Below are 19,484 nucleotides of genomic sequence, written 5' to 3'. Positions count from 1 at the left end.
TCTGGAATGTACGTGGTTTTGGCCTGGTTACCAGCTGCAGTTGTACACTCCGGGAGCAACAAGATCGCTCCCGGATTTTCTACTTAGTAAATGATTTTATTGACCAGCCCATCCGCCCTGAACATCCCGCGAATCCCGCGCACGGCCTGGCGAATCCGGTCCTGGTTTTCGATCAGCGCGAAGCGCACGTGATCGTCCCCATACTCACCGAACCCGACGCCCGGCGAGACGCAGACCTTGGCTTCGGCCAGCAGTTTTTTGGCGAACTCCAGCGAACCCAGGTTCGCATACGCGTCGGGGATTTTTGCCCAGACGTACATCGATGCTTTCGGGTTTTCGACCATCCAGCCCAGTTCATGCAGGCCTTTGACCAGCACATTACGCCGTTGCCGATACTGCTCGGCGATGTCTTTGACGCATTGCTGATCGCCTTCCAGCGCCGCAATCGCCGCGACTTGCAGCGGGGTGAAGGTGCCGTAGTCGTGGTAGCTCTTGATCCGCGCCAGCGCGTTGACCAGTTCCGGATTGCCGACCATGAAACCGATGCGCCAGCCCGCCATGTTGTAGCTCTTGGACAGAGTGAAAAACTCCACCGCGATGTCCTTGGCGCCAGGCACCTGCATGATCGACGGGGCTTTCCAGCCGTCGTAGACGATGTCGGCGTAAGCCAGGTCGTGCACCACCAGCACGTCGTACTGCTTGGCGAGGGCGATGACGCGCTCGAAGAAATCCAGCTCCACGCACTGCGCAGTCGGGTTGGACGGGAAACCGAGGATCATCATTTTCGGTTTCGGGATCGAGCCGCGAATCGCCCGTTCCAGCTCAGCGAAGAAATCCACCCCCGGAATCAGCGGCACGGAACGCACCTGGGCGCCGGCAATAACGGCACCGTAGATGTGAATCGGGTAGCTCGGGTTCGGTACCAGCACCGTGTCGCCCTGATCGAGGGTGGCCAGCATCAAATGCGCCAGGCCTTCCTTGGAGCCGATGGTGACAATGGCTTCGGTTTCCGGGTCGATGTCGACCGCGTAACGCTGCTTGTACCAGTTGGAAATCGCCCGGCGCAGGCGCGGAATGCCCTTGGACGTGGAGTAGCCGTGGGTGTCTTCGCGCTGGGCGACGGTGACCAGTTTTTCGACAATGTGCGGCGGCGTCGGGCCGTCGGGGTTGCCCATGCTCAAGTCAATGATGTCTTCACCACGACGACGGGCGGCCATCTTCAGCTCGGCGGTGATGTTGAAAACGTAAGGGGGGAGTCGATCTATGCGCGCAAAGCGGCGCGGCGAACCTTGTTCGGCCATTGTTGCCTCGGATAACGTAAGCGCCCGGAACCGTCCGAGCGACGCTGGTCACTGCGGTGACCTGTGACGGAATGTAAGGGCAGCTGTGGCAGACTGTCCAGCCTCCACGTAAACAAATTTTTCCGAAGGAAATCGGTTGATGGAATTTAGCAGCGGCTTTTTGCTGAGCCTTTCGTTGTGCCTGGATATCGGCGTGGCCAATATCGCGATGATTACCCTGGCCATGCAGCGCGGCTATTTTCAAGGGTTTGCGCTGGGACTGGGCACCTGTGTCGGCGACTTGATTTACGCGGTGCTGGCGCTGGCGGGGATGACCGTTTTGCTGCAATACGAAAGCGTACGCTGGGTGTTGTGGATCGGCGGTTCGGCGCTGCTGATGTATTTCGCGGCGAAGATGATCTATTCGGCGATTCACCATGAAGCAGTGTTGGCCCAGACCGCCGAAGTCGGTCACAACTCCCACCGCAAAGAGTTTTTTCGCGGGATTTTCCTGGCGATGTCGTCACCCAGCGCCATTCTCTGGTTCGCCGCGGTGGGCGGCACGCTGATCGCACGTTCCGGCGGTGGCGGGACGCTGAGTTCGGCATTGTTCCTTGGCGGATTTCTCTGCGCCGGTTTGTTGTGGTCCGCCGGCCTGTGCTTCGCGGCGAGCCATGGCGGCAAATTGCTCGGTGACAAGTTGCTGCGCTATTCCTACATGGCATCAGCGGCGATCTTCTGCTATTTCGCGGTCTACGTGATTCTATCGGGATACAACGAGTTTGTTGGAACGGGTGCAGTCGAAGCGTTACATAGCCTTTAACTGGGCTAATCGGGTTTGGCTTCTATACTCCCAGCCGAACCCATTTTTTGATGCAGGAGTCGAGTCATGGATGAGCAAACAGGCGTGAAACAGGTCGAACCGCGATTCGAACATGGGCACTTCATGCTCATTGCAGGGCTCGGCGGGCGATTTACCCAAGACACCACACAAGGGATTCCCGACCTTTGGGAAAAATTCATCCCGCACCTCGGCAAAATTCCCGGTCAGAAAAGCGAAGTCACCTACGGCATCTGCTGCAATCCGGATGGCAAGGGCGGCTTCGAATACATTGCCGGCGTCGAGATCGACAAGCTCGATGACCTTCCCGAACAGTACCGTTGGGTTGAAGTCCAACCGCAGCAGTACGCGGTGTTCGAACACCAGGGTGCGCTGGATCAATTGCCCGCGACCTTCCAGTACATCTGGAAAACCTGGCTGCCGCAGTCCGGTAAAGAGGCGGCGGACGCGCCGGAGTTCGAACGCTACAGCGAAGACTTCAACCCGAAGCTCAATACTGGCGTGCTGGAAATCTGGCTGCCGTTGAAGCCTTGATCACTTATGATTGGCGGCTTGTTCAACGCTGAAATCGAGCCGCCATGACCCTCCTTATCCGCCACGTCCTGCCCGCTGACCTGGACCGCTGTTACGCCATCGAAACCCTCGCCTATGAAGGCGACGAAGCCGCCACCCGGGAAAAAATCGCCACGCGCATCGCCACCTGGCCTGAGGGTTTTATCGTCGCCGAAGTGGACGGCGCTGTAGCCGGTTTCATCAACTCCGGTGCGGCGTTTCAAGTCGAGATGTCGGACGAAGCGTTCAAGGAATTGATCGGCCACGACCCGGCCGGCCCGCAGGTGGTGATCATGTCGGTGGTGGTACACCCGGATTATCAGGGGCAGGGCGTGGCGAAACGCTTGATGGGCGAGTTTATCGAACGCATGCGTGGCTTGGGCAAAACCAACATTCACCTGATGTGCAAGGAGCGGCACATCCCGCTCTATGCCGGCTTCGGGTTTGTCTACGTCAAGCCTTCCGCGTCGGATCATGGCGGGATGGCGTGGCATGAGATGGTGTTGGCGTTGTGACAAGCCTATAGAACACTGAAGAACCCTGTGGGAGCGGGCTTGCCCGCGATTGACGGTAGTAGGGGCGAAATCTCGATTGGATCTGCCATTGTCATCGCGGGCGAGCCCGCTCCCACAGGTTTTGTGTTTACTTCAGAACTTCAGGCCCATCCGCCGTTCGTAACCAATCCGGCCCTTATAGGCTTCGCCACTGTCGACCCAGCCGAACCTGGAATACAGCGCGATGGCCGCTGCATTGTCCGCATCCACCGACAACTCCAGCCCGTTGATCTCCGGAAACGCCTGACGGGCGACGTCGGGCAAGGCTTGCAGGCAGGCCTTGCCAAGGCCTTTGCCTTGATGACGCTGATCGACTTGCAGCGCATGCAGGGTGGCGCTGTGTTCATCGGCCCAGGCGGGTAGCACCGGCGGGCGTTTGAGCAGCAGGAAGGCGACGGGAATGTCCTCGACCAGCAGCGCGAATCCTTTGACGCCCGGGCCCGGCTTCGACAGCAAGGTGTGCAACGCACCGTGGATGTCGCCGGAGAATTTGATTTGTTCCTTGTGAATTTCGATCGCCTCGACCTGCTGGCGCTGGCGCGCGTTCAGGGTTTCGTAAGGCACGAGTCGGGCTGTCACTGGAGTGTCCTTTTCCAACAGAAATGAGCTTCGGATTCTAACGATTTTGCGCCCATGGATTATTGTTAATTTGATTGTCGATTTGGCGTTTTGCCAGACGACTAAAGGTGTCTTCACAACAAAAACCACGGAGAACCACCATGAGCGCTACTCACGAAATCGAGTCCCTGATCGACACCTATCGCCAGGCAGTCATCGCCAAGGACGTCGAAAAGCTGATGACCCTTTATGGCGAGGAGATCGTCTCCTACGACGCGGTCAAGGCCCTGCAATTTCGCGGCAAGGCGGCCTACCGCGCACATTGGCTGGAGTGCATGGAAATGTGCCAGGGCACGCACACCTTCGACTTCGACCAGATGAACGTCGTGGCCGACGAGCACATCGCCTTCGCCCATTGGCTGGCCCATTGCGGTGGCACCAACGACAAGGGTGAAACCCAGGCCTGCTGGATGCGCGTGACCGCCTGTTATCGGCGCGAGGCCGGGCAATGGCGCATCGTTCACGAACACTGGTCGGCGCCGTTCGACATGATGAGCGGTACAGCGCTGTTCAATCTGGAGCCCTGAGCGTCGGGCTATTTATCGGAAAGCAACTCTCAAACGCCAAACAGCAGCCATAGTTGATCCGTTCGATCCGGGAGAGCCCCATGAAGTATTTATGCCTGGTCTACAGCAATGAGCGGGAACTGCACTCGCTGCCCGATAGCCCCCATGACGCTGAGTGCATGGCCTACGCCGATGCGATTGAAAGCAGCGGCCGGATGATCGCGGCGGAGGCGCTGGAGTCGGTGCAGACCGCCACCACCGTGCGCATGCGCAACGGCAAACTGTCGATCACCGATGGCCCGTTCGCAGAAACCAAGGAGCAGTTGGCCGGCTTTTACCTGATCGATGCCAAGGACCTCAATGAGGCCTTGCAGGTCGCCGGCAATATTCCGGCGGCCCGGGTCGGCTGTGTCGAGGTGCGCCCCGTCCGACAGTTGGTGACCGAAGGCCTGCGGGACTGATGCCCGGGGTGTCGGTCAAGGCTCGGGTCGAGCAGGTTTACCGTGAAGAGTCGCGACGAATACTCGCGACGCTGATCCGCTTGCTCGGTGATTTCGACCTCGCCGAAGAGGCGCTGCACGAGGCTTTTTTCATCGCGGTCGAGCGCTGGCAGCGGGACGGCGTGCCGGATAATCCGCGCGCGTGGCTAGTGTCCACCGGGCGCTTCAAGGCCATTGACGTGCTGCGTCGACGCGCGCGGTTTGCGGCGTCCCGGCCGATGTTGATTGCGCAGCTCGAGGCGCTGGAAGACGCCGAGTGGAGTGCCGAAGACGTGGAAGACGATCGCCTGCGCCTGATCTTCACCTGTTGCCACCCGGCACTCGCGGCGGATGCGCAAGTACCGCTGACGTTGCGCGAAGTCTGCGACCTGACGACGGAGGAAATTGCCCGGGCGTTTTTGTCCGCACCCGCCACCATCGCCCAGCGCATCGTGCGGGCCAAGGCGAAAATCCGTGACGCGAAAATTCCCTATCAAGTGCCAACCCTGGCGGAACTGCCCGAGCGCCTCGACAGTGTGCTGCGGGTGATTTATCTGGTGTTCAACGAAGGCTATTCGGCGTCTGTCGGCGCTGAATTGACGCGCGAAGAACTGACCCGCGAGGCCATCCGTCTCGGGCGGTTGTTGATGGAGTTATTGCCCGAGGCCGAGGTAATGGGGCTGCTGGCGCTGATGCTGCTGCATGAGTCGCGGCGCCCGGCTCGCACCTCGGCAAGTGGCGAGCTGATTGTGCTGGACGAGCAGGACCGTTCATTGTGGGATGCCGGGTTGATTGCCGAAGGTTGCGCGCTGATCGAGAGGGCGCTGGCCACGCAGGGATTCGGACCGTATTGCCTGCAAGCAGCCATTGCGGCAGTGCATGCCGAAGCGCCGACAGCGGGGGAGACGGACTGGCTGCAGATTGTCGGTTTGTATGATGTGCTGCTGGCGGCGGTGCCTTCGCCGGTGATCGAGTTGAACCGCGCGGCGGCAATCTCCAAACGGGATGGGCCGTTGGCGGGACTGACCTTGGTTGAAGGGATTCTGCAGCGCGGGGATTTGCTTGATTACCACCTGGCGCATTCGGCACGGGCGGAATTTTGTCGGCAGTTGGGGCGGGTGGCGGAGGCGCGGACGGCCTATGAACGGGCGCTGGAATTGACTCGGCAAGTGCCGGAGCGGCGGTTTATCGAGGCGCGGATCAGGGCTTTGAAGTGAGGGTGAATTCACCGGCCCCTTCGCGAGCAGGCTCGCTCCCACAATGGATCGGTGTACACAGGACTAATGTGGGAGCGAGCCTGCTCGCGAAGGCCGCACCGCTATTCCAGCATCTTGCCCAACAACCAACTCCCGGCCCACAGGACTAATGTGGGAGCGAGCCTGCTCGCGAATGGCCGCACCGCTATTCCAGCATCTTGCCCAACAACCAACTCCCGGCCGGCCCCGGCGGGTGCAGCCGCGACCACAGCGCATCCACAAATAACGGTTTTGGCCAGCCGCGCACTTTCAATTCCTGCAACGTCCCGGCATCGAACCGCGCTACCAGCCAGCGCGGCAAGGGCGCCCAGCCGAACCCGCCCTGGGCCATTTCCAGCAGCATCAGGTAACTCGGTGCCGACCAGACACGCCCCTTCGCACGGGATTCATAGGGATTGACGATGGTCGCCAGCCGCAACTCCCGATGCTGTTGCAACGCGTCCTGATCGACGACGGCCAGTGCCGCCAACGGATGCGCGCGAGACACGAACAAGGCAATTTCCGTGCGCTCCTGCACCGTCGAACTGACCAGGTCCGGCGGGTAACTAGCCTGCTGCTCGGCGAACGCGACATGCGCCCGACCGCTTTGCACCAGCGCCACCAGGTCGTCGCATTCGGCGATCAGGCATTCGAGCTCGAGGTCCGGGTAACGCTGGTCGAAGGCACTCAGTGCCGCTTCGAAGCGGTCGGACTGATAGGTGTCGGAAATGGCGACCGTCAGCTTCGGCTCGACACCTTGGGCGAGCTGACTGGCCGTCATTTCCAGACGGCTGGTCGCCGCAAGGATTTCCTCGGCCCGTTGCAACATCACGTGCCCGGCGGGCGTCAGGGTCGGCTTGCGGCTGCTGCGGTCGAATAACGTCAAATCCAGATCGATTTCCAGGCTCGCCACGGCCGCGCTGATGGTCGACTGACTGCGCCCCAATTTGCGCGCCGCTGCGGAAAACGAACCTTGCGTCGCCGCTTGCACGAACGCTTGCAACACTTCCTGAGACGCCATGATCTATCGCCTTGGTCGATGGTTATTGGTTATGAAGTATCGAGGTGTGGAGGGATGATGGCAACCACTGTCACTCAGGAAGTGCTTGTCATGAACGCCAACAAATCCATCACCGAACGTATTTTTCAGGCCATCGGCTTCGAACTGCTGGCCATCGTGATCTGCACGCCATTGCTGGCGTGGATCATGGACAAACCGCTGCTCGACATGGGCGTCGTTACCGTGGTGATCGCGGCATTGGCCCTGGCCTGGAACGTGATTTTCAACGGGATTTTCGACCGCCTGCTTGAGCGTTTCGACCTTGTGCGCAACGCCTGGACCCGCGTCGTTCATGCGTTGCTGTTTGAGGGCGGCCTGGTTGCAGTCGGCGTGCCGCTGATTGCCTGGTGGCTGAACGTCAGCCTGTGGCAGGCGTTCCTGCTGGATGCCGGGGTGCTGCTGTTTTTCCTGCCGTACACCTACGTTTATCACTGGGTGTATGACGTGGTGCGCGAGCGGTTTTTCCAGCGCCAGTCTTGCGAAGGGTAAAAGCACACAACGCATAACCTGTGGGAGCGAGCTTGCTCGCGATGGGGCCTGCACATTCAACATCATCATTGACTGTCAGACCGCTATCGCGAGCAAGCTCGCTCCCACAGTGGTTGTGTTTCAGTTCAGAACGTTTGCGTCAGACGTGGAAGTAGCCTACGCAGCTGTCGAACGGCAAACGCTTGAGTTCGATTTTGTTCAGGTCGAGCACTTCGCGCAGGGCTTTGGTTTCGCCCGGGAAGTTGCGGTAAGCGACTTCGTCCAGTACCACAATCGCGCCTTTTGGCATGTACGGCAGGAAGGTTTCCAGCGCGACTTTGGTCGATTCGTACAGGTCGGTGTCGAGGATCAGCATGGCCACGACCAGGTCCGGACGGGTCTGGACCCATTCCGGCACGGTCTTGACGATGTCGCCCTTGACCAGCTCGCAACGCGGGATACGGTTGACCGGGCGCAGCAGGTCGTTGGCGTCGATCATGTCCTGGATCAGCGACTGGTCGGTGTCGGAGAACATGGTCTCGTTGACGTCGGCCGGGTCTTCTTTTTTGTCGATGCTCTGGAAGCCTTCGAAAGTGTCGAAGCCGACGATCGAACGGTTGATCGCGTAAGGCTCGAGAATCATCGACAAGTGCATGTACAGCATCAGCGAGTTGCCTTTGTACACGCCGCACTCAATGATCGCGCCCGGTATTTCAGCGACTTTCTTGAACAGCTCCATGCGCGACAGGGCAGCCGTCACGCCGATGCGGTTGGCGAAGACGAACGGCGCGTCGGCCACGTACTCGGCATCGACCCGTTTCAGAACGTTCGCACGGGTTTCGTTGTACTGGGCCTCGGCAGGCGTGATGCGACGCTTGGTCATGCTTCGATTCCTTGGAAATTAGAAAAGTCGTGGGCGTGGAAATAGTCTTTGAAGCCGGCGCCGACGTCAGGGCAGGCGCTGTCGACGTTGATCGCGCCGCGCTGGTGTTTGAGGTCGTCGAGGTGCATCAGGCGGAAGTCCACGCTGAAGCGGGTTTGTTGCGTGTAGTTGGGCACCGTGCCATGCAAGTGCGAACCCGAGAAAACCAGCATCTCGGCGGTGTTGCCGGCGATGCGTATTTCGGACGCGGTGTTGATCGCTTCGGTGGGCACCGGGTGCTGGCGCGCTTCTTCGGTGACGTTGTCTTTGGCGCGTTGACGTTGTACATCAATCCAGTCCGACAGGCTCCATTGCGCCGAGGTGTTTTTCACCGGGGCATCGAAGTAGGCCGGGTTGATCATCATGGTCTGGTCCGGCTGGATCGTGTAGACCGGCATCCAGGTATTGATCTGGCAATCGACGCCGCCGTACCAGGTGTCGCGATGTGGTTTATAGGCATAGCTGACGCCCGCGTGCAGGTAGTCGTAGTTGGGCACGACGCGGATGCGCGGCACGTCGAAGATGAATTCCTCGGGCGCTGCACCGATCTCGTCGGTGAAGCTGCGAATCAGCTCTTTGGCGCGCAGGCTATTGGTGAACTGGCCCTTGAGGCGCGTCACCAGAACCACGAATTCTTCCACCGGCATCAGCGTGTGCAGCGCCTGGTGCCGGGTCTCGCCGTCGAAGGCGGCGGTGATGCTTTCCTGAGCGAACGCACACAACTCTTTGGCGGCGCGCAGCTGAGTGTTCAGGAAGATGTCGCCGGCGTAGATGGCTTCTTTAAAGTCAGCTTTGTGTTGCAGCTGATTGATGTACAGATTCACGATCCCACTCCTGAATGCATCGAGTCTCTTAAGAGTCGGCCACACGGTAGCAAACTGAAGTGCAATAGGGCGGGCGGGGGACCAATAAAAGCGTCATCCCCTGAATTTGCGACGAATAGCGTTCTACGGATAAAAAAAATCCCTGTGGGAGCGAGCCTGCTCGCGAAGGACGTCAACGATAACGCGGGCTGTCTAAATGACCGGGTTGTCTTGACGATCTTCGCGAGCAGGCTCGCTCCCACAGAGCAGCAGTTCCCACAGGGGAGGGTGTTGAAACTAGAAAATCTGGGTGAACAGCCAATACAAGCTGCCCGACAACACAATTGCCGCCGGCAAGGTCAACACCCAGGCCATCAGCAGATTACGGATGGTGCGCATCTGCAAGCCGCCGCCGTTGGCGACCATGGTCCCGGCGACCCCCGATGACAATACATGGGTGGTCGACACCGGCAGCCCGAACATGTCCGCCGCGCCGATGGTCAGCATGGCCACGGTTTCTGCCGAAGCGCCCTGCGCGTAAGTCAGGTGCGTCTTGCCGATTTTTTCACCGACCGTCACCACGATGCGTTTCCAGCCGACCATGGTGCCCAGGCCCAGCGCAATCGCCACCGCGATCTTCACCCACAGCGGGATAAACCGCGTCGAGTTGTCGATCTGCTGTTTGAACAGTTGCAGCTTGTCGCGAGTGTCCGCGTCGAAGTTGCCGACCTTGTTCTTGTCCATCAGGCGAATGGTTTCGCTGGTCAGGTACATGTCGTTACGCACGTTACCCACGGCCTCGGCCGGGACTTTCGCCAGCGATCCATACCCCTTCACTTCAGCGCCGATGCTGCCGGCCAGCGCGGCGAGGGCGGGAATCAGTTGCGGCGTGGCTTCCTTGCTGCGCACGTAATCGGACAGTACTGGACGTGGGTCGGCCGGCGCCGGCAGCGGCGAACTTTTCACCAGTGCTTGCTGGGTGACTTCGGCGACGGCAGCGAACTGCAAGGCCTGATCCGCCGGCATGGTGCGGTTCAGCGCGTACGCCATCGGCAACGTGCCCACCAGAATCAACATGATCAGGCCCATGCCTTTCTGCCCGTCGTTGGAACCGTGGGCGAACGACACGCCGGTGCAGGTCAGGATCAACATGCCGCGAATCCACCACGGTGGCGGCGTGTTGCCCTTGGGCTCCTTGTACAACGCGCGATTCTTGACGAAGGCGCGCATGGCCAGCAGCAACAACGCCGCACAGCCGAAGCCGACCAGTGGCGAGAGCAACAGTGCATAGCCGATTTTGGTCGCTTGCGCCCAGTCCACACCGCTGGTGCCGTCGCGCCCGTGCATCAGCGCGTTGGCCACGCCGACGCCGATGATCGAACCGATCAGGGTGTGCGACGACGACGCCGGCAAACCCAGCCACCAGGTGCCGAGGTTCCACAGGATCGCGGCGATCAACAGGGCGAAGATCATCGCGAAACCGGCGGACGATCCGACTTGCAAAATCAGCTCCACCGGCAGCAGGGCGATGATGCCAAAAGCCACTGCGCCGCTGGACAGCAACACCCCGAGAAAATTGAAGAACCCGGACCAGACCACTGCGAAATTCGGCGGCAACGAATGGGTGTAAATCACCGTGGCCACGGCGTTGGCGGTGTCGTGGAAACCGTTGACGAACTCAAAGCCCAGCGCAATTACCAACGCCACGCCCAGCAGCAAAAACGGCGTCCAGGTGGTCACGACTGTGCCCAGCTCGTTCATGTCGTGCATCAGACTGTAGGCGGTGAACAACAGCCCGCTGGCCAGCACACCGAAGAAAATCAGCAGGGTGAGCAGGCCGGGTTTCTTGTCGAATTGCGGCTTGGCGCTGCTGGCAGGCGCCTGGGCGGCAGTGAAGGAAGGAGTAGCCATAGCGGACAATCCTGAGGAGGGGAGGAGTGTTCGTCATGATCGTTGCTAAATGTTACAGAGAGGCTGCGTTGGGTCAGTGTTTGGGGTTTTCGTTTGTTCGTTGTTCTGAAAGCAAAGATCGCAGCCTGCGGCAGCTCCTACATGGGATCGCAATTCTATGTAGGAGCTGCCGCAGGCTGCGATCTTCTGATCTTAATAATCCTGGCGCTTGCGAAACGCCCAACGCCCGGCAATCACGGTAAACGTCGCCACCAATGCCACGAGAATCCAGAACCCCTCCGGGTCCTGGGATAGCGGCACGCCGCCCACGTTCATGCCAAAGAACCCGGCAATAATATTGATCGGCAACGCCAGCACCGTCACCACCGTCAGGGTAAACAGCGTGCGGTTGCTCTGTTCATTGAGGTTGGCAGCGATCTCTTCCTGCAACAGCTTGATCCGCTCACCCAGTGCCGTGAGGTCGTTGATGATCAGGGCAAACTCCTCGGTGGACTTGCGCAACTCCTTCACGTCCTCCTTTTGCAGCCATTGCGGCGGGCGATTGAGCAGGCGCAGCAGCGAGCCCGGCTCCAGCGCCAGCAACCGTTGCAGGCGCACCAAAACCCGGCGGTTGGCGCCGAGTTCCGCGCGGTTGGTCGACAGCCGCGAAGAGAGCAATTCGTCTTCGATCTGATCGACACTCTGGCTGGTCTTGCGCACGATCTGCGTCAGCACTTCGCCTTGGTCGCGCAGCAGATGCACGAGCAATTCCAGCGGCGAGCGAAACCGCTCACCGGCCTTCACCGAGGAACGCAACTTGTCCACCGAATGCAGCGGTTGCAGGCGCGCGCTGACGATCAGCCGACTGCGAGCGCACACCCACAGCGTCGACACGTCCGAGGAAACCATGCTGCTGAGGTTGAACACCACGTCGTTGACCACCGCCAGCAATGCCGAATCGACATGCTCGATTCGCGTCGACCGCGAGCCTTCATGCAAGGCTTCAAAAAACTCGTCGGGCAATTCCAGATGACTTTTCATCCAGCGCTCGCACGCGGCGTGGGCGAGGTTGAGGTGCAACCAGAGAAATTCGTCGCTGTCGTCCGGTTGTTGCAGGCGCTGCAACGCCGTCGCCGAATCGATTTCCCGACCCCGTTCGCCTGGACGAAAACTGAAACCGTACAGCAGGCCGAACAGGTCCGGATCGCGATGGCTTTGGTCGATGCTGCGGTTCATGAGGTCTCGCTGTGCGGAGGCGCCTGTCGCGGGTTTTACAGGTTCACGTGAGCCGCATCATCGCAACGCGTGATGACGGTTTTGTGACGGTCAGATAACGTCTACCGATGGTCGGATTCTCTTCAAGAACCGCTCTGGCACGCCGATTACGCTTGGGTTGAGTTGCGCGCTTCAGGCCACCGGCCAAAGCCGCAGACAGGGATGTCCGGACTACTTTCACGCCTTACCCGGGCGTGCCTCATTCCTGTCATGAGTACCTTTCGATGTTTTTGCAAAAGTCCTTGAGAGCGCAAATTCTCGCTCTGTTGAGTGGCAGCCTGATTGCGATGCTGTTGATCGCATTGGCCTGCTTTCACTTTTTGTCCAACGGCGTTCAGAGCTTCGCGAATCTGATCGAGGGGCCGCTGCGCACCTCACAATTGATCGATGAAGCCAATCTGCAATTCAAGGTGCAGGTTCAGGAATGGAAAAACGTCCTGTTGCGCGGCAAGCAACCGGCGGATCTTGCCAAGTACTGGAAGCAGTTCGAGGACCGTCAGCGCGATGTGCAGGGCATCCTCAGCGAACTGGCCGGGCAAAAAGGCATTGAACCGCAACTCAAAACCCGCATCGAACGCCTGCGTGACGAACACCGCTTGTTAGGCGCGGCCTACCAGAAGGGCCGCGATGCCTACGTGGCGGCCGGTGCCGATCCTGCGGCGGGCGACTCCGCGGTCAAGGGGGTGGACCGGGCGACCAGCGATCAGATGAGTGAACTGGTCAGCGAATTGCGCAAGCAGGGCATCGAACAATCGAAGCTGATCAGCGCCAGCGCCGATCGCACCGTCTTGCTGGGGATCATCGTGATGCTCGCTTCGGGTCTGTTGATCGGCGTGTTGAGCCTGTGGCTGGTCAACCGCAACCTGGTCGAGCCGATTCGCAAACTGATCGACTACGTGGCGCAACTCAGTCAGGGCAAGTTTGCCGAACGCGTGGCAAGCACCCGTCAGGATGAACTGGGCAAACTGGCGATAGCGGCCAACACGTTGCGCGACTTCCTCGCCGACACCTTCAACCGCTTGTTAACCAGTGCGAAAAATCTGGACGGCGCCAGCGGTGAGCTGAAAGCGATCGCCGGCCTCATGGCAAGCGGCACCAACGAGCAGTTCAACCGCACCGATCAGGTGGCCACGGCAATGAACGAAATGTCCGCCACTGCGCAGGAAGTCGCGCGTCACGCCGCCGATGCTGCGCGTGCGGCAGATGACGCCGACCAGTCAGCCCAGCAGGGTGAAAAAGTCATGCAGGGCACCATCCACACCATCACCCGCATGCGCGGTGAAATTGCCAACACCGCGACGGTCATTCGACAGCTGGAAACCGACAGCGGCCGTATTGGCAAAGTGCTGGAAGTGATTCGCGGCATCGCCGAACAGACTAATCTGCTGGCACTCAACGCGGCTATCGAAGCGGCGCGTGCCGGTGAAGCGGGGCGCGGATTCGCGGTGGTCGCCGATGAAGTGCGCAGCCTGGCCCAGCGCACGGCGGCTTCGATCATCGAGATCAACCAGATCATTCAAACCGTGCAAACCGGCGCGGTGGACGCTGCCCAGGCGATTGAAAGCGGACAGTCGCGTAGCGAAGAAAGCGTTCAGCAAGTCACCGAGGCCGGCGCCATGCTGGAGCGTATCACTCATGCCGTGGAAGCGATTCGCGACATGAACCGCCAGATCGCCACCGCCGCCGAAGAGCAAACCTCGGTGGCCGAGGACATCTCGCGCAACCTCACCGAGATCACCAGCATCGCCAGCACCAACCTGGACAATGTGCAGCGCACCGAAGCGGCCAGTCACAACCTGCATGGGTTGTCGGGGCAGTTGAATGAGGTGACGGCGCGTTTGAGCGCGTAAGCGTCACCGCAAACGCAAAAAAGCCGCACGATCCGAAAATCGTGCGGCTTTTTGGTGTGAGGGTATCAGTCGTCTTGTTTGTTTTTGAGGACTTCGCCAGTGGCGGCGTTCAAATCCACGTCCCATTCAACGCCTTTGGCATCTTTGAGTTCAACTTCGTACTCATAGTTGTTGAAGTGGTTGTCGAGGTCGCTGTCGGTAATTGTGGCGCCCGGGTGCAGCTTCAACACAATCTGGTTCAACTCTTCCAGCGGCTTGATCTTGCCGTCTTTGACCAACTGTGGAATTTGGTCGACAGGCACGTCGGCCTGGGCCAAACCAGCGGTGAGGGTCAGGGCGGCAGCAGTGAACAGGGCAGTCAAAGTCTTCATGAGGTTCTTTCCTTGGGTGAGCTGTTTAAGTGAGTCCAGATTAACTGTGGCAACTTAATTCAGGCTTAATTCCCGGATCTGCGTCGTTTGTAAAAGCTTCGCGGGCAAACGCGGACCCTGTGGGAGCGAGCCTGCTCGCGAAGAAGTCACCTCGGTCCCGGATCAAAACCCGTTGTTCTGCAACAACTGCGCAACAGTGCCCGCCGCCGGGCGTTTGTAGAACTTGAGCAGTTCGCTGGCGCGGTTGGTGAAGATGCCATCGACGCCGGCGTCCATGACCTTCTGGTAATCCACCGCCTCATCGACGGTGTAAACGTGCACCAACAAACCCTGATCGTGGGTGTACTGGTTCATCCACGGTTTCACCAGGTCCGAGTAGCTCTGATCGCCGCCCTTGGTCAGCGCCGCAGAGGGGCCGGTGCCGATCGCGCCCTGAGCCTTGGCATACTCGACCCAATGCTGGAATTCGGCTTTGTCTTTCGGTTCCTGTCTGGCGTAGTAAACGGCCTTGTCCTTGTCGCCGGACTCGGCGAACGACACCTTTGACTTGGGCTCGATGCTGCCTTCGCCGACCCACAGCAACAGAATCTTCGGCACCTGCGGCATCTCTTTTTCCAGCAGTTCGAGGCTGCTCTTCTCGAAGGTTTGCAACACCACCTTGCCTTTGCCCTGACCGACAGCCAGGTTGCTTTTCGCCAGTTTCGAACCGGCCGGACTCAGCCAGCCGCGATCCTGCAATTTATCCTTGAGGTCGCGCTCGATACCGGGAAATTGCTTGGGTTCTTTGGTTTCGATATACAGGCCGGGTTTGTGCAGCGGATTGCCTTGCGCGATGTCGATGATTTCGTCGAGGGTCAGTATTTTCAGCCCCGCGTAGGAAGGGCGCGCGCGATCCGGGTATGCGGTGTTGAACCAGCTGCCGGCATCGAGGCTTTTCAGCTCGGCAATAGTGAAGGCGTTCGCCGGGCTGTCCTTGCGCTCCGGGAACTTGCTGGCGACGTCGGTGGTGCGTTGCAGGTTGTTGTCGTGCAGGGCGAAGAGCACGCCATCCTTGCTGCGCTGCAGGTCCAGTTCCAGATAATCGGCACCCAAGTCGCGCGCCAGTTTGTAGGCGGCGGCGGTGGATTCCGGGGCGTCGAAAGATGCGCCACGGTGGGCGATCACCGCCGGGTGCGGAATGCCTGAACGGGTCGCCAGTGCAGTGGGGCTGGGCTCGCTGGCGGCCTGTACCTGGCCGAGGCCGAACAACACGCTCAGCACCAGGGCGCTCTTGGTGAAATTAACCGACATGGTCGAGATCCTTTCGCAGAGTATTTTCAAAGACGTCCCTTTTAACAACTGAGCGCCCCTCGCGCTATCGCCAGACCGACATAAACGTGTTTAAAGCAGATTTTTCCTGCGCTTTTGTGCGGTTCTTTGCAGTACTCTTGGCCCCGGAAGTTTCCCCGGCAGAGGGAAAGCCAATCATCTTGCCTTGCGTGTAAACCATCGATCACTTGTGTGAGGTTTATCATGCGCATCACTTCCCAACTCATCTGCCAGGCCGCCGACCAGCTCAAAGGCTTCATTGGCCTCAATCGCAAGACCGGCCAGTACATCGTGCGTTTCAGCGAAGACTCCTTCGGCATGGACGTCGCGGATGACGGCATCATTCCGGCGAGTGAATTTGTCTGGGCTCCGGGCCCGGAGCAGGCCATGACGCTTAGGCGCGAGCTGATTCAGCTGTTGCTGGATCAGAATATCGATGACCGAATCAACATCACCGAGCCGTTGCGGGTGTACATGACGCGGCGGGAAGTGCCGGAGATTTCGGCGGTGCGGAGTTTGGTGCAAGGCTGAGTATTTGTGGTGTTGATGCTGGCCTCTTCGCGAGCAGGCTCGCTCCCACAAGGTGCTGCGTCGTACACATAAACCCATGTGGGAGCGAGCCTGCTCGCGAAGACGGCCTCAAAAACACCACATCATTCAAAGGCTAAAGGGCAATCATGATTTCTGCCCTTTACAAGCCTCGATCAACGCACTCACCAGTGGCGGCAACAGACCTTTAAGCGCGGCACGTTCAGGTTGGAACAACGTGGCGACAAAAAACGGATGCCCGCGTAATTCCACTGCCCGCAAGTCGCCCGTCGAATCATGTCCTGTGGCGCACAGCTGTTGGCTCAGCAACGCTGGCTCGAACTCAGGATTCACACCGTAACGGCAGCGATAGCCTTCACGAATCTCGGCGCTTTCGTACGCTCGGGCGATCAACGAACCTTCAACCAGATGAATGCTGTCGATGACTTCCACCCGTTCACACGTCAGCGGCGTTAGCAGCGCTCGCGTCGCATCGGCTGATGTCTCGCCGTGCTCGGCATCCCGCCACCCCAGAACGTTGCGGGCGTATTCGAGTACGGCGTGCTGAAAACCGCCACACGTACCGAGGAAAGGTCGCTGTTGTTCGCGGGCAAAGCGAATCGCTCGCAGTGCCCCGTCCTCATTGCGATAAGGGCTGGCCGGCACACACCAGAAGCCGTCGAACCCTTCCAGCGGCGTGTCGTCTTTGATGTGGTCGGTGGCCAGCCACTGGAACTGCACGTCCAGTCCGCAGTGTTCGGCCACCCTTGCGAGGGCGATGGGAATCGCCTGGTGGGCGGTGACTTGCGGGTCGTAATCGCCGATCAGGGCAATGCGCAGGGTGGTGTTTTCCATGAGTGCTCTCGACGCTTGTTGATTCCTGGAGCCCACTTTAGATTGGCGTTACCCAAGTGATCAATGCAGCCACGCACTATCGACTGGATTACTCCGACCTGTCTCTGATCCTCGCGCTGGTACGCGGGCGGTTCGTTGGCCCGGGCTTCGGCGTTGTTGAAAGTCGATGTCTCGACCGTGGGCGCTTGGTTTACAGCTGATAGCAGGCGAGGAACATATCCAGTGCCGATTCCACTACGGTGGCCTGCCTCTCCGGCGCCAGGCCGGTCAGCCCCATGGAAATCTGCGGCCAGAAGGCAAAGGATTTGAGCAGTCCATGAACCTGTTGCGCGGCAAATTCCGGATCAACCGGCTTCAGTCGTCCATCGGCCTGAGCGGCGCGAATCCACACGGTCAGGCCCTCTTCGCGCTTGCCCATGCGCGAAACCATGTCCTGGGCACGCTCCGGCGAATGAATAGTGGCGGCGATGGCCACGCGCGCGAGGTCGAGAAAATTGTCATCGGCCATCATCTGCATCTTCGCCATCAGCATCACGCGCATCTGGTCCCGAAGAGGTTGGTCGGGGTTGTAGGACGTGTCCTGTTCCTGCGTCAACCGTGTCCACAATTGATGGAGGATTTCGGCGAACAACGCTTCCTTGCTCGGGAAGTGGTTGTACACCGTGCGCTTCGACACGCCAGCATTGGCGGCAATCCTGTCCATGCTGGTCGTGTCGAAACCGTGAGCACGGAATTCGGCAATCGCCGCTTGAATGATCGCTTCGCGTTTTCGGTCAGTCAGGCGCTGTGGAGCAGTCATAAGTTCGCTTCGGCAGGACAATGTGAAGAATTACACTCAGCAGTTTACTTGTGATCGGGATTGATGCAACCTTGGAACTACACTGTGCAGTGTAATGTTTTGTTAATCCTGCACGGCCAAGAATAAAGTGTCCGGCTGATGCGTGCGTGCCTTGGCCAATATCGTCCTAAAGCAGATACCGAGATTCGAGCGGTTTCCTGGAGTCATTCAGTCATGGCCAATGCCACCAACGCCTCCGAACCTGAAGCTTCCTGTCAGACAGCAGGGCATTTTCGAAATCATGCGCCTGTGCAGCGCGAAGGCGTTCGCAAAATGCTGCGCATCATGTGGAAAATGATCTTCCACAAACCGCGCAGTACACGGCCGAGCGCGGCTGTGCCGGTGCAACGCCTGACCCGCGATGCGTTAATTGCCGCGCCCAACCACAGCATCTATCGCCTCGGTCATTCCACCGTCCTGCTGAAACTGCGAGACAAGTTCTGGATCACCGACCCGGTCTTCGCTGAACGCGCCTCACCCGTCCAATGGGCCGGCCCCAAGCGTTTTCATCAACCGCCGATAAGCCTGGAAGAGTTGCCACCAATTGAAGCGGTGATTCTGTCCCACGATCACTACGACCACCTGGATTATCAGGCTGTGCTGAAACTGGCGGACAAGACCCGGTACTTCCTCACACCATTGGGCGTCGGCGATACGCTGATCAAATGGGGGATCGAACCTGGCAAGGTGCGCCAGCTCGACTGGTGGCAGGGCACCGACGTCGACGGCATCCAATTCGTCGCTACACCGTCGCAACATTTCTCCGGTCGCGGACTGTTCGATGGCAACAGCACGCTGTGGGCCTCGTGGGTGATGATCGACGGCGACACTCGGATCTTTTTCAGCGGCGACAGCGGCTACTTCGACGGCTTCAAGCGCATCGGCGAACAGTACGGCCCGTTCGACCTGACGCTGATGGAAACCGGCGCCTACAACGTCGAGTGGCCGCATGTGCACATGCAGCCCGAGCAAACCCTGCAAGCGCACATTGACCTGAAAGGCCGCTGGTTACTGCCGATTCACAACGGCACCTTCGATCTGTCGATGCACGCCTGGTACGAACCGTTTGACCGGATTCTGGCCTTGGCCTGGGAGCGCAGTGTTTCGATTACCACGCCGCAAATGGGCGAGGCATTCACTCTGACCCATCCGCAACGGGGCAGTGCCTGGTGGTATGAGGTCGAGCAGCAGGTTTACGAGCACAGTGTTGGCTAAAGCGGCTACAGATGAGCGCGAATGTTCGTACAGGAT

The 19,484-nt window shown here is 59.4% G+C and carries 21 protein-coding genes and 1 pseudogene; 11 read left to right on the top strand and 11 right to left on the bottom strand.

What is annotated here, in order from left to right; all coding sequences use genetic code 11:
• Positions 1-83 precede the first annotated feature (83 nt).
• Positions 84-1,301, bottom strand: coding sequence for an alanine transaminase (gene alaC, locus F8N62_RS03605; RefSeq protein ID WP_150709672.1), 1,218 nt, complete (start codon positions 1,299-1,301; stop codon positions 84-86).
• Between the two features lie 139 nt (positions 1,302-1,440).
• Here alaC and F8N62_RS03600 point away from each other — a divergent pair, with 139 nt between their 5' ends.
• From F8N62_RS03600 to F8N62_RS03590, 3 genes are all read left to right on the top strand, one after another.
• Positions 1,441-2,103 carry a LysE family translocator gene (locus F8N62_RS03600; RefSeq protein ID WP_150709671.1) on the top strand — a complete coding sequence of 221 codons (663 nt, stop codon included), beginning with the start codon at positions 1,441-1,443 and terminating at the stop codon, positions 2,101-2,103.
• Between the two features lie 66 nt (positions 2,104-2,169).
• On the top strand, positions 2,170-2,655 hold the full coding sequence (locus F8N62_RS03595; protein WP_150709670.1) for a GyrI-like domain-containing protein: 486 nt from the start codon (positions 2,170-2,172) through the stop codon (positions 2,653-2,655).
• Between the two features lie 44 nt (positions 2,656-2,699).
• Entirely contained in the window at positions 2,700-3,188 is a 489-nt protein-coding gene (locus F8N62_RS03590) for a GNAT family N-acetyltransferase (RefSeq protein WP_150709669.1), read from the top strand.
• Between the two features lie 132 nt (positions 3,189-3,320).
• Here the strand turns inward: F8N62_RS03590 and F8N62_RS03585 are convergent, their stop codons facing one another.
• On the bottom strand, positions 3,321-3,806 hold the full coding sequence (locus tag F8N62_RS03585) for a GNAT family N-acetyltransferase (protein ID WP_150709668.1): 486 nt from the start codon (positions 3,804-3,806) through the stop codon (positions 3,321-3,323).
• 140 nt (positions 3,807-3,946) lie between these two features.
• Here F8N62_RS03585 and F8N62_RS03580 point away from each other — a divergent pair, with 140 nt between their 5' ends.
• The 3 genes from F8N62_RS03580 (at position 3,947) to F8N62_RS03570 (ending at position 6,047) form a co-directional block, all read left to right on the top strand.
• Entirely contained in the window at positions 3,947-4,372 is a 426-nt protein-coding gene (locus F8N62_RS03580) for a YybH family protein (protein ID WP_150709667.1), read from the top strand.
• A gap of 80 nt (positions 4,373-4,452) precedes the next feature.
• Positions 4,453-4,812, top strand: a complete 360-nt coding sequence (locus F8N62_RS03575) for a YciI family protein (protein ID WP_150709666.1) — start codon at positions 4,453-4,455, stop codon at positions 4,810-4,812.
• On the top strand, positions 4,812-6,047 hold the full coding sequence (locus tag F8N62_RS03570) for an RNA polymerase sigma factor (RefSeq protein WP_150709665.1): 1,236 nt from the start codon (positions 4,812-4,814) through the stop codon (positions 6,045-6,047). The genes F8N62_RS03575 and F8N62_RS03570 overlap by 1 nt, the downstream gene beginning before the upstream one ends.
• 184 nt (positions 6,048-6,231) lie before the next feature.
• Here the strand turns inward: F8N62_RS03570 and F8N62_RS03565 are convergent, their stop codons facing one another.
• Entirely contained in the window at positions 6,232-7,086 is an 855-nt protein-coding gene (locus F8N62_RS03565) for a LysR family transcriptional regulator (RefSeq protein WP_150709664.1), read from the bottom strand.
• A 90-nt stretch (positions 7,087-7,176) separates the two neighbouring features.
• Between F8N62_RS03565 and F8N62_RS03560 the strand changes: the two genes are divergently transcribed.
• Positions 7,177-7,614, top strand: a complete 438-nt coding sequence (locus tag F8N62_RS03560) for a multidrug/biocide efflux PACE transporter (RefSeq protein ID WP_150709908.1) — start codon at positions 7,177-7,179, stop codon at positions 7,612-7,614.
• Between the two features lie 139 nt (positions 7,615-7,753).
• Here F8N62_RS03560 and F8N62_RS03555 read toward each other — a convergent pair whose 3' ends face one another.
• From F8N62_RS03555 to F8N62_RS03540, 4 genes are all read right to left on the bottom strand, one after another.
• Positions 7,754-8,476 carry a TylF/MycF/NovP-related O-methyltransferase gene (locus tag F8N62_RS03555; protein ID WP_150709663.1) on the bottom strand — a complete coding sequence of 241 codons (723 nt, stop codon included), beginning with the start codon at positions 8,474-8,476 and terminating at the stop codon, positions 7,754-7,756.
• Positions 8,473-9,339 carry a hypothetical protein gene (locus tag F8N62_RS03550; protein WP_150709662.1) on the bottom strand — a complete coding sequence of 289 codons (867 nt, stop codon included), beginning with the start codon at positions 9,337-9,339 and terminating at the stop codon, positions 8,473-8,475. The genes F8N62_RS03555 and F8N62_RS03550 overlap by 4 nt, the downstream gene beginning before the upstream one ends.
• A gap of 276 nt (positions 9,340-9,615) precedes the next feature.
• Positions 9,616-11,229, bottom strand: coding sequence for an inorganic phosphate transporter (locus tag F8N62_RS03545; protein WP_150709661.1), 1,614 nt, complete (start codon positions 11,227-11,229; stop codon positions 9,616-9,618).
• 192 nt (positions 11,230-11,421) lie between these two features.
• Positions 11,422-12,444 (bottom strand): transporter, encoded by a 1,023-nt coding sequence (locus tag F8N62_RS03540; RefSeq protein WP_150709660.1) that lies wholly within the window; start codon positions 12,442-12,444, stop codon positions 11,422-11,424.
• Between the two features lie 263 nt (positions 12,445-12,707).
• Here F8N62_RS03540 and F8N62_RS03535 point away from each other — a divergent pair, with 263 nt between their 5' ends.
• A complete protein-coding gene (locus F8N62_RS03535; RefSeq protein ID WP_150709659.1) occupies positions 12,708-14,333 on the top strand; it encodes a methyl-accepting chemotaxis protein in 1,626 nt (541 codons plus the stop codon).
• 65 nt (positions 14,334-14,398) lie between these two features.
• On the opposite strand, the gene F8N62_RS03530 is transcribed toward F8N62_RS03535, so the two are convergent.
• Together F8N62_RS03530 and F8N62_RS03525 are read right to left on the bottom strand one after the other, a co-directional pair.
• Positions 14,399-14,704 (bottom strand): PepSY domain-containing protein, encoded by a 306-nt coding sequence (locus tag F8N62_RS03530; protein WP_150709658.1) that lies wholly within the window; start codon positions 14,702-14,704, stop codon positions 14,399-14,401.
• Positions 14,705-14,866: 162 nt separating this feature from the next.
• On the bottom strand, positions 14,867-15,994 hold the full coding sequence (locus tag F8N62_RS03525; protein ID WP_150709657.1) for a glycerophosphodiester phosphodiesterase: 1,128 nt from the start codon (positions 15,992-15,994) through the stop codon (positions 14,867-14,869).
• A gap of 222 nt (positions 15,995-16,216) precedes the next feature.
• Between F8N62_RS03525 and F8N62_RS03520 the strand changes: the two genes are divergently transcribed.
• Positions 16,217-16,543, top strand: coding sequence for a DUF2025 family protein (locus tag F8N62_RS03520; protein WP_150709656.1), 327 nt, complete (start codon positions 16,217-16,219; stop codon positions 16,541-16,543).
• A gap of 144 nt (positions 16,544-16,687) precedes the next feature.
• Here F8N62_RS03520 and F8N62_RS03515 read toward each other — a convergent pair whose 3' ends face one another.
• The gene (locus F8N62_RS03515) at positions 16,688-17,395 is read right to left on the bottom strand and encodes a CTP synthase (protein WP_150709655.1); all 708 of its coding nucleotides are present in this window, start codon (positions 17,393-17,395) and stop codon (positions 16,688-16,690) included.
• Between the two features lie 41 nt (positions 17,396-17,436).
• Between F8N62_RS03515 and F8N62_RS31685 the strand changes: the two are divergent.
• Positions 17,437-17,575: pseudogene (locus F8N62_RS31685) on the top strand (LysR family transcriptional regulator); the annotation flags it as partial.
• Positions 17,576-17,585: 10 nt separating this feature from the next.
• Here F8N62_RS31685 and F8N62_RS03505 read toward each other — a convergent pair.
• Positions 17,586-18,194, bottom strand: coding sequence for a TetR/AcrR family transcriptional regulator (locus tag F8N62_RS03505; RefSeq protein ID WP_150709654.1), 609 nt, complete (start codon positions 18,192-18,194; stop codon positions 17,586-17,588).
• Between the two features lie 213 nt (positions 18,195-18,407).
• On the opposite strand from F8N62_RS03505, the gene F8N62_RS03500 reads away from it, so the two are divergent.
• On the top strand, positions 18,408-19,448 hold the full coding sequence (locus F8N62_RS03500; RefSeq protein ID WP_150709653.1) for an MBL fold metallo-hydrolase: 1,041 nt from the start codon (positions 18,408-18,410) through the stop codon (positions 19,446-19,448).
• Positions 19,449-19,484 lie beyond the last annotated feature (36 nt).

It is taken from the genome of Pseudomonas fluorescens, assembly GCF_902497785.1.
Lineage (GTDB): Bacteria > Pseudomonadota > Gammaproteobacteria > Pseudomonadales > Pseudomonadaceae > Aquipseudomonas > Aquipseudomonas fluorescens_BO.
The sequence above is the reverse complement of the archived record's forward strand: the minus strand, read 5'-3'. Positions and strand labels throughout refer to the sequence as shown.

Coding starts and splice junctions, on each gene's coding strand:
- alaC (WP_150709672.1), bottom strand. CDS start 1,301: ATGGCCGAACAAGGTTCGCCGCGCCGCTTTGCGCGCATAGATCGACTC.
- F8N62_RS03600 (WP_150709671.1), top strand. CDS start 1,441: ATGGAATTTAGCAGCGGCTTTTTGCTGAGCCTTTCGTTGTGCCTGGAT.
- F8N62_RS03595 (WP_150709670.1), top strand. CDS start 2,170: ATGGATGAGCAAACAGGCGTGAAACAGGTCGAACCGCGATTCGAACAT.
- F8N62_RS03590 (WP_150709669.1), top strand. CDS start 2,700: ATGACCCTCCTTATCCGCCACGTCCTGCCCGCTGACCTGGACCGCTGT.
- F8N62_RS03580 (WP_150709667.1), top strand. CDS start 3,947: ATGAGCGCTACTCACGAAATCGAGTCCCTGATCGACACCTATCGCCAG.
- F8N62_RS03575 (WP_150709666.1), top strand. CDS start 4,453: ATGAAGTATTTATGCCTGGTCTACAGCAATGAGCGGGAACTGCACTCG.
- F8N62_RS03570 (WP_150709665.1), top strand. CDS start 4,812: ATGCCCGGGGTGTCGGTCAAGGCTCGGGTCGAGCAGGTTTACCGTGAA.
- F8N62_RS03565 (WP_150709664.1), bottom strand. CDS start 7,086: ATGGCGTCTCAGGAAGTGTTGCAAGCGTTCGTGCAAGCGGCGACGCAA.
- F8N62_RS03560 (WP_150709908.1), top strand. CDS start 7,177: ATGAACGCCAACAAATCCATCACCGAACGTATTTTTCAGGCCATCGGC.
- F8N62_RS03555 (WP_150709663.1), bottom strand. CDS start 8,476: ATGACCAAGCGTCGCATCACGCCTGCCGAGGCCCAGTACAACGAAACC.
- F8N62_RS03545 (WP_150709661.1), bottom strand. CDS start 11,229: ATGGCTACTCCTTCCTTCACTGCCGCCCAGGCGCCTGCCAGCAGCGCC.
- F8N62_RS03540 (WP_150709660.1), bottom strand. CDS start 12,444: ATGAACCGCAGCATCGACCAAAGCCATCGCGATCCGGACCTGTTCGGC.
- F8N62_RS03535 (WP_150709659.1), top strand. CDS start 12,708: ATGTTTTTGCAAAAGTCCTTGAGAGCGCAAATTCTCGCTCTGTTGAGT.
- F8N62_RS03530 (WP_150709658.1), bottom strand. CDS start 14,704: ATGAAGACTTTGACTGCCCTGTTCACTGCTGCCGCCCTGACCCTCACC.
- F8N62_RS03525 (WP_150709657.1), bottom strand. CDS start 15,994: ATGTCGGTTAATTTCACCAAGAGCGCCCTGGTGCTGAGCGTGTTGTTC.
- F8N62_RS03520 (WP_150709656.1), top strand. CDS start 16,217: ATGCGCATCACTTCCCAACTCATCTGCCAGGCCGCCGACCAGCTCAAA.
- F8N62_RS03515 (WP_150709655.1), bottom strand. CDS start 17,395: ATGGAAAACACCACCCTGCGCATTGCCCTGATCGGCGATTACGACCCG.
- F8N62_RS03505 (WP_150709654.1), bottom strand. CDS start 18,194: ATGACTGCTCCACAGCGCCTGACTGACCGAAAACGCGAAGCGATCATT.
- F8N62_RS03500 (WP_150709653.1), top strand. CDS start 18,408: ATGGCCAATGCCACCAACGCCTCCGAACCTGAAGCTTCCTGTCAGACA.